This is a genomic window from Candidatus Hadarchaeales archaeon (genome assembly GCA_038823825.1).
In the GTDB taxonomy this organism is placed as follows: Archaea; Hadarchaeota; Hadarchaeia; order Hadarchaeales; family Hadarchaeaceae; genus JAVZGN01.
Genome location: JAWBCC010000002.1, coordinates 23,836 through 37,632, shown reverse-complemented (window position 1 = coordinate 37,632; position 13,797 = coordinate 23,836). Strand labels below are relative to the sequence as shown.

Below are 13,797 nucleotides of genomic sequence, written 5' to 3'. Positions count from 1 at the left end.
AAATTTATCTCAAAACTTTTTCGATTTAAGCGTAATTCTCAAAGCGTGGCGAGGAATATTCCAGCCATGATTAGACAGGCCCCAGCAATGCTTTTTAAACTGGTTCTTTCCCGAAGAAGCACAACGCTGAACAAAAATCCAAAGGCAACTTTTCCTCCAAGCAAGGGAGCCAGAGAACTGGCAGTCTCGAGACTCAAAGCTTTTAGCCAAAGCACGAAGCCAAGAAAGAATGCCAAAAATCCAGAGGCGAGCGTAAGAGAGATGGGTTTTCTTCCGACTTCTCCAACCCGCATACCGCTGACAAGCCAGAAGAGGACACACCCAGCAGCCGCAGCTCCGATTCTAACCGTTTGATAGGCAATCTGTGTCATTCCCTCATCTAGACAAATTTTTGCAAACGGCAGCATGATACCCCAAAGAGCTGCAACGAGAAGAGCGAGGAAAATGCCTCCCCTCCACCCATCTTTTTCCCCATTCCGTTCGGCGAGCAAAAATGTTCCAATGAGTACGAGAATGATGGAGGCGAGAATGGCCGAGCCCGGTTTTTCACCAAGCAGAACCATCGCCCCTAGCGCCCCCCACAGCGGGTCTGTGTTTCCGGCTGGAATGACAATGTGGGCAGGGCTTCTCTTCATGACCATAAAATACAACTCGGCGGCTAGAAACTCCCCGATCAGACCTGAGGCGGCCGCGAGCGCAACTATCCAAGGCTTGCCAAAATTTCCGTCAAATATCAAGAACAAAAAAAGAATTAGAATGAAAGCAAAGGAAGATCGGATGACGTTGAAGAAAAAGGGGTGTATGGCTCTCACTGATGCTTTTCCCAGAACTTGATCCATTCCCCAACAGATTGTTGCGAGCACGGCTAGAAAAGCGGCAATGTTCTGCATATTTTTCACCCGATTGATGCAATTTCAAGTCACGACATATATAAAACCTTGTGATGGTATGATAAACGGGTGAGATCTCTGCAGCCGCAAACAAAGATGGTGTTGTTTTTCGTTTTGATGGGAATGATCTCTGGGATAGTCTCCGCGGTTATAAAGAACAGTTGGGGAGCGCTTTTTATAGCGATCATTGTCTACCTTTTGTCGGCGTCTCTCGCAGGCAAAATCCTAAAGCTGCAGCAGTCGGAATTTCCAATTTCCAAAATCCTCAGTTCTGGTTTTGGACCGTTCTTTATGGTATGGCTCATCTCTTGGATATGGATATACAGTGCGTTGCTTTGATTTAAAAATAACATTCGCGGAAACCAAAGTAGGGCAGATATTTGCCGAACGAGAACATCTTTTATCAGAAAAAAATTGAAGTCTGTGATGAGATGAAACCCACCGTCATCGCCGATCACAGGGAGTCTCAATCAGGCGTTATTCAGCATCTCCTTGCCGTTGGTGTTGATGTTAAGTTTGAAAAACTTGATGTGGGCGACTATATCATCGGAGATGTCGGAATCGAGCGGAAGACGGCCGGGGATTTTCTGCAGTCCATTGTAGATGGAAGACTTTTGAATCAAGCCAAACTTTTGAGCGAAACTTTTGAACATCCGATAATCATAATTGAAGGGACTGATCTGCACGGCAGGAGGTTGATCCATCCGAACGCGATAAGAGGAGCTCTTGCGGCACTCTCTACGGATCTCGGTGTTTCTGTGATACAAACCACAGATGAGGAAGATACAGCAGGTTTCATCGCAGTAATCGCTAGAAGATCGATGAAGAAAAAAAGAGAAATTCCACTCGAGCGCAGGAAGCCTCCAAGTCCAACCCTCGATCGTCTCCAGAGGTTCGTCTTGGAGGGTCTTCCAGGAGTCTCCGTCATTCTGGCTGAAAGGCTGCTAAGAAAATTTAAAACGGTGGAGCGGGTGATGATGGCGAGCGAAGCAGAGCTCATGCTTGTTCCAGGAATAGGGCCTAAAAAGGCGAAAAAAATAAGGGAAATCCTCACTTCTCCTTACGAATTCTCTCAACAAGGGATTTGATCTTCTCTATGCCCTCTCTTATGACGTCTGGTGAAGTCGCGAAACTGATTCTAAGGTGTCCTTCTCCACCAGGCCCGAAGCCCGACCCAGGGACGGCAGCGACTCCCTCCTCTTGCAGAAGCCTCTCACAAAATTCAACCGATGCTGTTCCAATTTCCCGCATGTTTGGAAATGCGTAAAAAGCCCCTCCAGGTTTTCTGCAGCTCACCCCCTCGATTGAGTTCAGGAGGTAGACGGAGAGATCCCTTCTGGTCCAGTATTCCTTTCTCATTTTCTCAACAAAATCCTGTGGTCCGTCCAGCGCAGCTATTCCGGCCATCTGGACGAATCCAGGAACGCAGGAGGTTGTTGCTTCTTGGATTTTTATCATCTCTGAGATTAAGTTAGCAGGTGCAACGGCATATCCGAGTCTCCAGCCCGTCATCGCGTAGGTCTTCGAGAAGCCGCTTATGTAAACAGATCTGTCAAGGCAATCCGGGAAATCGAATATGCTTGCGCTCCTTTTTTCATATGTCAGTTTTTCGTAAATCTCGTCCGAGATGATCCAAAGTTTTTCTTTCTTCGCTATCAAAAGGATATCTTCCAGAGCACTTCTGTCGATGATCGCTCCGGTCGGATTGCTCGGATAGTTCAAGAGGATGGCTTTCGTTTTTTTCGTGATTTTTCGCTCTAGATCCTCCGGTTTGGGGACGAATCCTTCATCCTCTTTAGTTCTCAAAAAGACGGGTTTTCCACCGGCAACTAAGACAATTGCCTCATAAGTCCAGCATGGACTGGGGATGATGATCTCATCTTCTGGATCCAATATGGAAACCAAAGCGCAGAAAATCGCATGTTTGGCACCAGGCGTAACGATTATGTTTTCCTGCTTGAGATCTACGCCCTTCTCCTCCCCAAGCTTCTCGGCTATTTTTTCTCTAAGCTGAGGGAGTCCGGGGCTTGGAGTATACTTCGTCATTCCTTTTCGAAGAGCTTCCTCAGCAGCCCTCTTTATGTGTTCGGGCGTGTCGAAATCTGGTTCTCCAACCTCAAGGTGTAAAATCCTTTTCCCGCTTCGTTCGAGTTCTTTGGCTAATCTCAAAATTTTCAGAGTGCTTGACGGTGGGATTTTACTCATCCTTTTAGCTGGAAGCATCTAACTCCATGATTTTTAGAGTTCACGTCTTAAAAAACTATTGATGCACTGGGTAGATTTGATAGCAGAGGAGCTCCTTGAACGCGGGAGGAGACACACCGTTGCCAGTGGGATTTCCATCTCTGGTCACATCCACATAGGCCATGCAAACGACGTTTTTATCGCTGACGCCATTGCTAAGGTTCTCAGAAAGAAAGGAGCAGATGCAAGGGCGATTTGGTACGCTGATGATTATGATCCTATGAGAAGAGTTCCAAGTCCTCTCAATGAGAACGAATTCGGAAGATACCTCGGCTATCCATACGTGAACATACCATCGCCGGACCCGGCCTACCGGAGTTTTGTCGACTATTTCTCTCGCCCTTTCATAGAGTCTCTGAAAAGCTTTGGGATAGAAGTGGAAATCTTCTCTGCAGCAGAAATTTACCGGAGCGGAATGATGTCGGAGTTGATAAGAATTGCCCTTCAGAAGTCCGAGAAGATCCGCAAGATTCTGAACATGTTCAGGGAAACACCACTGCCAGACGACTGGCTTCCTTTTGATCCTCTCTGTGAGAACTGCGGAAGAATATCGACCACACGCGCGATCGACTGGCATGGCGATTTCGTGAGATATCGATGCGAAGGAGCACCATACGTCGAAGGTTGCGGTCATGAAGGAGAGGCGGATTACACCAAAGGAGAGGGAAAGCTCACGTGGAGGGTGGAGTGGCCTGCCAGATGGAAGCTTTTAGGAGTTACGTGCGAACCATTCGGAAAAGATCATGCGGCTGCCGGAGGGAGTTATGATACGGGCAGGCTCATAGCGAGAGAGGTTTTTGAATGTGAACCACCTTATCCAGTTCCATACGAATGGGTGGCGATGGGTGGTGAGAAGCTTTCTTCGTCAAAAGGTGTGGTTTTCACGTTAAAGCAGTGGCTTGAAGTCGCCGAGCCCGAACTTTTGCGCTATTTTATTTTTAGGAGTAAACCGATGAAGGCAAAGGAGTTTAACCCCAGCAATCTGCCGGATCTCTATGATGAGTATGATCTCGCTGAAAGGGTTTATTTCGGCGAGGGCGAGCTCCCACTCTCAAGGGTGGAACAGGTAAAAAGAATTTATGAACTCTCGCAGGTTGACGGTCTGGCGAAAAAGAAACCACAAAGAGTCCCGTTTAGGTTTGCAGCTGTTCTTTGTCAGATCAAAAGGAGTGAGGAAGAAACGCTTGAGATATTGAAATCGAGGGGATTGCTTGTGAATCCGGACGAGGATGATATCCGGAGAGCGTTGTTACGTCTCAGACTTGCTAGAAGATGGGTGGAGCTCTATGCTCCAGAGCATCTGAAGTTTGAGATATTAACAGAGACTCCGTCCGTCAAACTCGATGAGAAACAACGCGAGGGTCTCAGGAGATTGGCCGAAATAATGTCGCATGCTGAACTTGGTCCGGTCGAGCTACACACAAAGATATACGAATTGGCTCGCGAGATTGGACTGGATCCGCCCAAGCTTTTTGAGGCGATTTATCTAGCATTTCTCGGAAGACCATCTGGACCAAGGGCTGGAGCGTTCCTTTCTGCCCTTGACAGAAGATTTGTAGTTGAGAGATTATTTTCCTTGGCCGGATAACCTCATTCTCGCCAAAGGATTTTCGAGAACTTCTTTTTTGAAAACCTCCTCTATGCTTTCATGTGGAAGAAGCTCTCTTTTTATGAAGAGCCCAGTGTGTCCTACTTCGGCTCTTTTCATAAGAACCTGAACTCGTTCTCTGACGATTTCTGGGCTTACTCCAAGAAGCTTGGCAGTTTCTTCCTCCTTTCCAATGATTGAACTCTCGATGTGTCCTTGCGGTGTTGGTTCAATGAGCATCAATCTTTTGTCCACTCCTGGTGCTCTTTTGTTAGCTCTCAGATCGTTAAAGTCAAGGGCTCCACCAAAGTGGTAAAATTCAAGCTCGAGTTTTGTAGGTTTCAGAAGTGGCACGGTAACAGATGTTTTTTCATCCAAGTAGATGTGCGCTTTTGGCAACTGCCAAGGTGTGGCCATCACGATCTCTCTTCTGAGGATTTCGAAACCGTGGCGTGCCAGCGAAACCTCGACGATGTAAGGGGTGGGAGAAGCCTGCAGGAAAATGTCGATGTCGCTTTCCTTGTCAACATCTCCTCTCGCAACGCTGCCGTGCACAATCGGATCGAACACCTCGAGTTTTTCCATGATTGTAAGTGCCTTTTTTCTGAACTGCTGTAGGAGTGTCCATCTTTCTTCAGAATAGATAACTTCTCTGACCTCGCCTACTCTCTCGGGCTTTACCATCTTGCACCATTCTCGTATACACAGTTAATATGGTAAAAGTTGTATCTGTAAAAGATGAACGACTTAGTGATCTTTCTACTCCTCATAGGCGCCATATGGCTTGTGATTTTGGCGACATATAAAAAGCTCTCACTCTCAAAAAGAGGTTTCACGCTTTCACCGGCAATTCTCATGTGGAAAACGACGAGAGGTCTAAAATTCATAGACAGAATTGGGAAAAAATTCAGAAAATGGTGGATTTTTTACGGAACCATCGCCGCATGTTTGGGATTTCTTCTGATGTTTTCGGTCTTCGCTGGTCTGCTGTCTAACTCGATCTTCGTTTTGTTGCGACCACGCGAGGCAATCCCGGGTGTGAGATTCATTCTTCCGGGCACGGCTCCAGGTCTTACAATTACCATTTGGTTTATCGTAGTTGGTGTAGTTTTGATTTTCCACGAAGTTTTCCACGCATTCCTTTTGAGATCCCAAGGCCTACGGACGAAATCGGCGGGAGTTCTTTTGTTTCTCTTCATCCCGGGAGCCTTCGTTGAGCCAGATGAAAGACAGGTGATTAGAAGCAGTCCGGGAAAGAGAATGCGAATGTTTGCTGCCGGACCGGTTACGAACATCTTGATATCTTTTTTATTTTTGCTCATCCTTCTATCTGTTTTGACTCCCAAGCAGGGGGTTTACATCTGGGGAGTGGCGGAGAACAGTCCACTCGCGGAGGAAAACATTCTCGGGGCAAAAATCCTTGCACTGGACAACTTTCAAATAAGCTCAATAGAAGATGTGAAAAATTTCAAAAACTATTTGAATGCCAGTCGGAGAACAGAATTTGAACTGGTAACCGATAGAGGTACTTTCCATGCCAAAATTAGACAGGAAAATGGAGAGAGTCATTTACCTTTTATTGCAGCGCAAGCTCCTTCCAATTTAGTATATCTCCATCCGATAAACACGGTAATTCTCATGTATGCAACGATTTTCGGCAGTCCGGTTTTTCATCCATATCTTTATCATTTTTATGTTCCACCTTTTCTTATAGATCTCCTGAAGTGGCTTTTTGCCCTAAATCTTGGTATTGGTTTATTCAATCTACTCCCGGCGAAGCCCTTGGACGGCGGATACATGCTCGAAGCGCTTCTTGAGGTCAGATATTCAAAGAGATTTGCGAGAGGTTTTGTTAAGGCATTTTCCTTCTTCATATTACTCTTAATTATTCTGAACCTCCTACCCATGATTGTGAGAGCGTGAAGGTTACTGTTAGATGGCAGGGGAGAAAAGAAGATAAAGAAATCGAAGAAGGAGCGACAATCTTGGATTTACTCAAAAGATATGGGATCCTCAGGGAGACGGTTGTGGTCTTTGTAAACGGTAGGATAGTCCCTGAGGAGAATTCGCTTGAGGAGGGAGATGAGGTTGTCATCCATCCGATTGTCAGCGGAGGGTGAGAAGCGCTGCTCTTTTTGCGGAAGGATGGCGGTTTACCACAGAAGGTACACGGGTGACTTCCTCTGCGATAGATGTCTATGCAAGAGCGTGGAGAAAAGATTCCTTAGGGCGATTAGAGAATATCGGCTGATAGAACCGGGAGAAAGGATCGCTGTCGCTGTTTCAGGAGGGAAAGATTCGGTCACGTGTCTTCATCTCATCAAAAGATTTGCGGAAAGAAAAAGGTGCGAAGTTGTCGCGATAACGGTAGATGAAGGGATATCTGGCTATCGAGAAGCTGGCGTGGAGGTCGCGAAAGAGAATGCGAGATCTCTTGATGTCGAATTATTTGTCGTAAGTTTCAGGGACTCGTTCGGACTCACGCTCGATGAGATTTTGCGGCAGGCATCCGAAAAAGGAAAGTCTCTTGGTCCGTGCACATACTGCGGAGTTTTGAGGCGCTCGCTTCTCAATCGAACGGCTAAAGAGGTAGAAGCAGACAAGCTCGCGACCGCGCACAACTTGGACGATGAGGTGCAGGCAATAATGCTCAACTACATCAGGAGCGACATTTACAGACTTTACAGGCTTGGGCCCATTCTTAAACCCATGAAAGGATTTGTTCCCAGAATAAAGCCGATGCGCGAGATTCCAGAGAAGGAAATAGCAATATATGCTCTTCTGAAAGGATTCAAAGTGTATTGGGGGAAATGTCCATACAGAAAAGGGATTCACGTTGAGGTCGAGGACTTCTTGAATAGACTTGAAGAAAATCATCCAAATTCAAAGTTTATGATTCTCAGGATGTATGAGAAGATAAGACCTTATCTCGAGCAGGCAGTTGGCGAATTCGAGATGAAGTTCTGCAAAATTTGTGGTGAACCCTCTCCATCTGAGGTGTGTAAAAAGTGTGAGCTTCTCCGAGAGCTGCAAGGATAAAGCTTATTCCGATTGAGGGAGAAAGCCTTTTTGGCGGCGAGCTAGGCGGGGGGCTGCCCCTCCCCTGTAGCCACAAACGGGGCTTACGGTGGGCCGAAAGTCCGGAGGCGGCGCTGGAACCGCACGTACGCGCCGTTCCTCCACGTTGAAGCCTCGTCTCGCTGGGCCGGCGGTGGCGGGGTCGCGACCGGAGGGTCGTTGGCTAACCGCCTTTGCCTGCTGAACCCCGTTAGGCCCGGAAGGGAGCAGCGGTAGGCAGGACGTCCGGCGCTGGCGATCAACGGGGTGGAGATGGGGGAACGGCAAACGGCGTCGGGGAAGGCGTCCACTTCGGACACGCTCGCCGCCGTTCATCATGTTATTTTATCCTTCGACTGCGATACTATTTTGGAGCCGGGGTGGCCCAGCCAGGTACGGCGGCGGCTTGCTAAGCCGTTAGCGCATACGCGCTGCGTGGGTTCAAATCCCACCCCCGGCGCCAGCCAGATATTTTAGCGAGTTTCCGCAGAGTGTTTTACGTATGGTGGAAGAACCCTTTCTCACCGGCAGATTGATCTTCCAATATTTCTACGATGTTGGCGGGAAGATAGAGAGCGAGAGAATTCCGAAGGAAAAACTCCAGATAGTAGAAATCCCACCTCCCAAAAAGGAGCGTTTGATTGCGCCAAGATACGGCTGGTTTGAATTTTCGTCCATTGTCATCGATTTGGGGGATATCACTGTTGGCCGCCAGAAGGCTAGGGTGGAAGGTAGAATATTTCCGATAGGGGTAATCGGGATATACGTAATTGTTGAGTTCAGAAGGCTGACCTTTTCTCGTTTGATAAAACTCATTTCGCTCAGCGAAGGTAGAGTGAAGGTTGGAAAGGAGGAAAAGAACTTCGATGAGATCCCAAGAGAATTCTTCCAAAAACTGAAGGAAAAAATATCTCCAGCGTTAATCCCTTCCTATCCTCCGATGGATGAGCCCCACGTGTATCTCATGATCTTGATTGCCGATACGGAACCTAGGCTCGGGGCGAGAGATTTCCTAGAAGAGTACAGAAAGCAGACAGCAGGGGTGTTAAGGGGTGAAAGGGAGTGGATGACGTTAAGCGAAAAAGAAGTCGAAGATGCGCTCAAACCGTATCTCTCATATTCCGAAGACGATATAGCGATAGTCGACTGGTATGCGGCTCTGATCAGCGGCTCTGTTGATTATATGGATGATATGGTCAGGATAATCGAGCTTGCTCTCGTCCAGCTTTTGGTCCTCAAGACGTATGACAGACTACTGGATATGAAGACGAGGGAGGTGGTCTCCTCACTCAGCGGATTTCTGGGAACCTCCAGGCTGAGTTTCTGGATCACGAGCAGGAGATATCGAAAACTCCTAGGGACTCTTGGAGAGATCTCGAGCTTCAGCGTTCAAGTGACAGATCTCGTGGAAAGCGCCAGAAATATAACGAAGCTGACAGGCGAGTGGTATCTCGGAAAGCTTTACAGACTGGCAAACGAACGCTTCAGGATAAGCGACTGGTTATCTCTCGTAGACAGGAAGCTAGAACGACTCCGGGAGATTTACAACACCCTTATGGAGAGAGTTGACGTTCAGCGAGGGATAACGCTCGAACTGCTGGTTTTTATCTTGATTCTGATAATGGTTTTTCTTGAGATTCTGATGGTCGTTGGTTAGGTTTTTTGAGATATATATGAATCATCTCGGAAAATTATACGATGATAGCGAGATCCAAAAAATCGATCATATTTCAGCAGATTTTCGTGCTCAGTGTTTGTGCAATCTTTGACTTGTTTGCAGGGTCGATGCTTGAGGAAATGCGGAGAAATATAGAGATTCTTCCCGGACTTGTGGTGATGATTCCCCCCTTGATAGACCTCAGAGGAAACATCGGGTGTGCGCTGGGTTCAAGGCTTGGCACAGCTCTTCATCTTGGAACTATAAAACCGCGATTCTTCCTTTCGAGGGAAATGAAAATTAACGTTATTTCCGCGATCATCGTCAGTGTCCTTGGATCTCTTGCCGTAGGAATAATGTCTTTTATCTTCACATTTCTGGCCGGCGTAGAGGCCATGAGTGTTTTTAATTTCCTTTTCATTGCGCTTTTTTCCGGAGTTCTCTCGGGAATAATCTTGACTCCCATAGCTGTTCTCGTTTCAATTTTATCCTTTAAGAGGGGCTGGGATCCAGATAACATCACAGGTCCGGTTATGACGACAATCGGAGATATCGTCGCGATTTTCTGCATATTCCTATCGGTATCTCTCTTGGGGTGGTTGAGATGGTAGCATCTACGAAAAGAATTGTGAAAGAGAGCCTTTTTGCCCTACTCATAAGTGCTACTGTTTCTGTACTGGCTGGATTGTTCTTACAGATCGAAGTCGAGAAAATATTGGCCCTGCCTTTCCTGTTGGCATTGATTCCACCCATAAACGATATGGGCGGAAACATAGGGAGCATTCTTGGAGCCAGGCTGAGTTCTGCTCTCCATCTTGGTCTAATAGAGCCAAAACTGAAAAAACAAAAAGTTCTAAGCGAAAATCTGATAGAGGCAACTGCTTCAGGGCTCTTCTCATTTCTTTTCGTGTCGATTGTTCTGATTTTTTTGGGGTCTGTCAGAGGATTCTCTGATCCCTTCAGATTTTCTGCGACCTTCATCCTCACCGGTGTGATTCTCGTACCTCTGATTGTGCTTTCTTCGATGATGGTTACCGTAATATCATATGTGAAGGGACTAGATCCGGATAACATCGTGGGACCTCTGATAACCTCTATTGGCGACGCACTTGGAGTCCTCACCCTCTTGCTGGTCTCCAAAATCGTCTGGGTTTAGCGTTATCCTTTTCTTAAGTTATGTTAAGCTCTTTCTGAGGGCCCGTGGTCTAGTTGGCATGACGCCACCCTTACGAGGTGGAGAGCCTGGGTTCGAATCCCAGCGGGCCCACCTTTATAGTCGTTCAAAGCTGAAGTTTTAGTTCAAGACTTAAAAGGGAGGCAGAGACATTGGAGGAAGAGAAGAGAAAGAAAAGTCTGGAGTATAGTATAAAGGACGGCGTCGCATGGTCTGTTAACGAGGCCTTAGGAGCATATTATGTTTCCCCGTTTGCGATAGCTCTTGGAGCCAGCGAAGCACAAATCGGACTTCTGACATCGGTTCCAAATTTGGCAGCGAATTTGTCGCAGCTAGCCACGCCGAGGCTGATGGAGGGCAGAAGCAGGAAGAAGCTTGTAACGGAGCTTGTTTTTATGCAGGCGATGGTGTGGCTTCCCATGTCCATCTTAGCCATGCTAGTATTTCTGACGGGCGTCAGTAGCACTTTTCTACCACTCATCGTCATGCTTTTCTATGCCGCATATCTAACGCTCGGCGCTCTGAATGGCCCCGCTTGGGCATCTTGGATAGGTGATCTTGTTTCAGAAGAGGAGATGGGAAGTTTCTTTGGAAGGAGAAACAGAATAATCGGGTTTGCGAACCTCATAGCATTCATGATTGCTGGAATCTTCTTGGATCTATCCAGAAGATTGGGGGTAATCTTTCTTGGATTCTCTCTGCTTTTTCTAGGTGCTATGCTCGCTCGTCTTATCTCCAGATATTTTTTGCTCAAACACTATGAACCAAAGTTTGAGGAGAAGGAAGAATACCATTTCGGATTTTTCGAGTTTCTCAGGAAAATCTGGAGAAGAGGAAAAAGACCGAATAGATTTGGTAGGTTTTCGCTTTACACGACTTTGATGGCCTTTGCCACAAACATCGCCGCTCCCTTCTTCGCCGTTTATATGCTCAGAGATCTGAAGTTCAGCTACATCACTTATGTGGGGATAGTTCTTTCTTCATCCTCTGTCAGGTTTCTGAGCATGGTCTGGTGGGGGAAATTTTCTGACAGATATGGGCGTCTCAGGACTCTGAGAATCGGTGGACTTTTAATTCCGTGGGTGCCTATTCTTTGGCTACTCACCACGAATCCAATCCATCTATCTATTATAGAGATGTTCGGTGGATTTGCTTGGGCGGCTTTTGACCTTGCCTCATTCACGTTTGTTTACGATGTTGTCAGCCGGGAGAAGAGGGGCATATGTTTTTCATATTTTAACGCGCTCAACGGCATGGGAATCTTCGCCGGGGCAACGTTAGGTGGTCTGTTCGCGACCAAGCTTTCCCTTGGTCTTAAGCCGATACTATCCGTTTTCCTTCTTTCTGGAATTTTGAGACTTGTGATCTCATTGCTTTTGCTTCCTCATCTGAGCGAGGTAAAGAAGGTTAAACCCAAGAGGCCGCTATGGACTTTCCCGAAGAGCTTCGTCAGACGCAGGTTCAGGATATGATTTTCCGATTAGATTTTTCATCTCCCGATGAAGTTTGAGGAGTCTCTCAATCGCCGGGTGATCTTTCCCGAGTTCCTTTTTGAATTCTTCGAGAGACCTTTCGAAATTAACAACTCTTCCACCCTCCACGAGCTTATCGGCGTACGCAACGATTTTTTCCTCGATCGTATTTGGGAAGTAGTCTTTCGGTGGGAGCCCCAGATTTGCGGCTTCCTCTGCGGGTATTCCACCGCCTATGTGATTTTCCGCAAATGGTGCCAGTCTATCGAGGTCGAGATCTCGCAAGATTCTTCCTCCCACGACTCCATGCGAAATCCCATGCGTTATTGCTCTTCCTATGTCGTGAAAGAGCGCTCCCAGCTCCACAAGCTTTTTGTCGATTGAATATCCGTTTTTTTCGATTTTGTCTGCAAGCTCGAGAGCGACATTTCGAACCGTCAGACAATGTTCGATAACGTCTTCTGGACACCCCACGCTGCGGAGAATCCTGATAGCCTCATCAACGTCCATAATTATCTCCTCCAAAGGAAAAATTCAGGAAAGCTCTCTGCGCAGCCTCTCGATCTGTGCCTTAAGAGAATTTACGATGGCACTGTTATCGTAGGGCTTAAGCGTGCCCCCGCAGGTCGGACATTTAAACTCCGTACCCATCGCATTTTCGTAGGAAACACGTGCGTATTCTTTCTCGCAGGTAAAATATATCTTGCTCTCTTCTTCCGCTAGCCTTTCCTCGAGTTTTCTAAGGAGTTCTGCTTTTTGTTCTTTTATGTAGTCGAGAGCTCTCTCCGGTTCGAGTCTCCAATAGTGAACATACCATCCGCTGTTCTCCTCTCTCTCCCTTCTATACGAAACGATTCTGTTTTCGTGAAGAATATAGAGAATGCTCCTGATTTGGTTTACCTGTAAATTCGTTTTTTTCGCCAGCTCCTCATCTGTCATTTCTCCTCTCGTTAGCGCTCGTATCACTCTTTCCCCTTTCTCGCCGACGAGATAGCCGACGGTTTCGAGAATCGGTTCCAGATTTGGCGTTTTTTCTTGCCGTTTCTCTAATTTTTTCTCTTTAATGGCCGCTTTTCTCTTGGCCACTTTACCACCACTCTTTGCAGGACTACTTTTTCCTCGAAATTTCGAGCTTTGTGACTTTTTTCTCGAGATCCCTAACAAGTTCTCTCAACCCCTCCACATAGGCAGTCAATTCCTTTATTTCACGGGTTTTCCGGTGTATGTCAACAAAAATGGCTTCTATTTTATCCGCATGCGCCTCTGTTTTCTTCCTTAGTTCCTCAACTTCTCTTATATCTTCCCTTATTTCTTTCGCGAGTTCCAATAACTCCTCTATTCCTTTAAATTCACTTACCATCTGCTTTACCTCTCTGAGATCCCTTCCGAGCTCTGTGAGTGTTTCCTCATTGACTCTGAGCCTCCCTTTAATTTCCTCAATTTCTATTTCGAGTTTTTTCATGTTGGAGAGAAGTATTTGTGGCCTAGTTTCTCTGAGGAAATCGAGAGCTTCTTTGCTCGCCCCCTTGAGCTCGGAAAAAATCTGCTCAAGTTCATCGAGCCTTGCCTTCAGACTTCCGATGCTTTCGCTAATTGTCGAAAGGCGGGTATCATAGCTTTCTCTTAATCTGGAAATAGTTTCCATAATTGGCGAGACGGGCTCCTTTTTGGGCATCCAACCATTATAAAATGGTTTTGAACTCTTTAATTAAGTT

General features: G+C 46.7%; 16 protein-coding genes, 2 tRNA genes and 1 other RNA gene. 13 read left to right on the top strand and 6 right to left on the bottom strand.

Annotated features, from left to right (window positions below):
• Window positions 1-38: 38 nt before the first annotated feature.
• On the bottom strand, window positions 39-890 hold the full coding sequence (locus QXF64_02670) for a DMT family transporter (protein MEM1689394.1): 852 nt from the start codon (window positions 888-890) through the stop codon (window positions 39-41).
• 69 nt (window positions 891-959) lie between these two features.
• Between QXF64_02670 and QXF64_02665 the strand changes: the two genes are divergently transcribed.
• Window positions 960-1,229 carry a hypothetical protein gene (locus tag QXF64_02665; GenBank protein ID MEM1689393.1) on the top strand — a complete coding sequence of 90 codons (270 nt, stop codon included), beginning with the start codon at window positions 960-962 and terminating at the stop codon, window positions 1,227-1,229.
• A 41-nt stretch (window positions 1,230-1,270) separates the two neighbouring features.
• Window positions 1,271-1,978 (top strand): ERCC4 domain-containing protein, encoded by a 708-nt coding sequence (locus QXF64_02660; protein MEM1689392.1) that lies wholly within the window; start codon window positions 1,271-1,273, stop codon window positions 1,976-1,978.
• Here the strand turns inward: QXF64_02660 and QXF64_02655 are convergent.
• Complete coding sequence (locus QXF64_02655) at window positions 1,941-3,113, bottom strand: pyridoxal phosphate-dependent aminotransferase (protein ID MEM1689391.1); 1,173 nt, start codon at window positions 3,111-3,113, stop codon at window positions 1,941-1,943. The genes QXF64_02660 and QXF64_02655 overlap by 38 nt on opposite strands.
• 43 nt (window positions 3,114-3,156) lie before the next feature.
• Between QXF64_02655 and lysS the strand changes: the two genes are divergently transcribed.
• The gene (gene lysS, locus QXF64_02650; protein MEM1689390.1) at window positions 3,157-4,722 is read left to right on the top strand and encodes a lysine--tRNA ligase; all 1,566 of its coding nucleotides are present in this window, start codon (window positions 3,157-3,159) and stop codon (window positions 4,720-4,722) included.
• On the opposite strand, the gene QXF64_02645 is transcribed toward lysS, so the two are convergent.
• The gene (locus QXF64_02645; GenBank protein ID MEM1689389.1) at window positions 4,702-5,406 is read right to left on the bottom strand and encodes a nucleotidyltransferase domain-containing protein; all 705 of its coding nucleotides are present in this window, start codon (window positions 5,404-5,406) and stop codon (window positions 4,702-4,704) included. The genes lysS and QXF64_02645 overlap by 21 nt on opposite strands.
• A 54-nt stretch (window positions 5,407-5,460) precedes the next feature.
• Between QXF64_02645 and QXF64_02640 the strand changes: the two genes are divergently transcribed.
• The 10 genes from QXF64_02640 to QXF64_02595 all read left to right on the top strand — a co-directional run bounded on the left by QXF64_02640 (window position 5,461) and on the right by QXF64_02595 (window position 12,082).
• A complete protein-coding gene (locus QXF64_02640) occupies window positions 5,461-6,645 on the top strand; it encodes a site-2 protease family protein (GenBank protein MEM1689388.1) in 1,185 nt (394 codons plus the stop codon).
• The gene (locus QXF64_02635) at window positions 6,642-6,842 is read left to right on the top strand and encodes a MoaD/ThiS family protein (GenBank protein MEM1689387.1); all 201 of its coding nucleotides are present in this window, start codon (window positions 6,642-6,644) and stop codon (window positions 6,840-6,842) included. The genes QXF64_02640 and QXF64_02635 overlap by 4 nt, the downstream gene beginning before the upstream one ends.
• Window positions 6,793-7,761, top strand: coding sequence for a TIGR00269 family protein (locus QXF64_02630; GenBank protein ID MEM1689386.1), 969 nt, complete (start codon window positions 6,793-6,795; stop codon window positions 7,759-7,761). The genes QXF64_02635 and QXF64_02630 overlap by 50 nt, the downstream gene beginning before the upstream one ends.
• A 34-nt stretch (window positions 7,762-7,795) precedes the next feature.
• Window positions 7,796-8,107: signal recognition particle sRNA (gene ffs / locus QXF64_02625), an RNA gene on the top strand.
• Between the two features lie 46 nt (window positions 8,108-8,153).
• Window positions 8,154-8,242 (top strand) — tRNA-Ser (locus QXF64_02620).
• Window positions 8,243-8,281: 39 nt separating this feature from the next.
• Window positions 8,282-9,436 (top strand): hypothetical protein, encoded by a 1,155-nt coding sequence (locus QXF64_02615; GenBank protein ID MEM1689385.1) that lies wholly within the window; start codon window positions 8,282-8,284, stop codon window positions 9,434-9,436.
• 41 nt (window positions 9,437-9,477) lie between these two features.
• Window positions 9,478-10,047 (top strand): magnesium transporter, encoded by a 570-nt coding sequence (locus tag QXF64_02610; GenBank protein ID MEM1689384.1) that lies wholly within the window; start codon window positions 9,478-9,480, stop codon window positions 10,045-10,047.
• Window positions 10,041-10,592: a magnesium transporter gene (locus tag QXF64_02605; GenBank protein ID MEM1689383.1), complete on the top strand. Its 552-nt coding sequence runs from the start codon at window positions 10,041-10,043 to the stop codon at window positions 10,590-10,592. The genes QXF64_02610 and QXF64_02605 overlap by 7 nt, the downstream gene beginning before the upstream one ends.
• Window positions 10,593-10,630: 38 nt before the next feature.
• Window positions 10,631-10,703, top strand: a tRNA-Val gene (locus QXF64_02600).
• Window positions 10,704-10,762: 59 nt separating this feature from the next.
• A complete protein-coding gene (locus QXF64_02595; GenBank protein ID MEM1689382.1) occupies window positions 10,763-12,082 on the top strand; it encodes an MFS transporter in 1,320 nt (439 codons plus the stop codon).
• On the opposite strand, the gene QXF64_02590 is transcribed toward QXF64_02595, so the two are convergent.
• From QXF64_02590 to QXF64_02580, 3 genes are read right to left on the bottom strand one after another with little or no spacing between them, the layout of a single operon-like run.
• Window positions 12,035-12,592: a TIGR00295 family protein gene (locus tag QXF64_02590; GenBank protein ID MEM1689381.1), complete on the bottom strand. Its 558-nt coding sequence runs from the start codon at window positions 12,590-12,592 to the stop codon at window positions 12,035-12,037. The genes QXF64_02595 and QXF64_02590 overlap by 48 nt on opposite strands.
• 24 nt (window positions 12,593-12,616) lie before the next feature.
• Window positions 12,617-13,168, bottom strand: a complete 552-nt coding sequence (gene tfe / locus QXF64_02585) for a transcription factor E (GenBank protein MEM1689380.1) — start codon at window positions 13,166-13,168, stop codon at window positions 12,617-12,619.
• Between the two features lie 22 nt (window positions 13,169-13,190).
• Window positions 13,191-13,757, bottom strand: a complete 567-nt coding sequence (locus QXF64_02580; GenBank protein ID MEM1689379.1) for a hypothetical protein — start codon at window positions 13,755-13,757, stop codon at window positions 13,191-13,193.
• Between the last annotated feature and the right edge of the window lie 40 nt (window positions 13,758-13,797).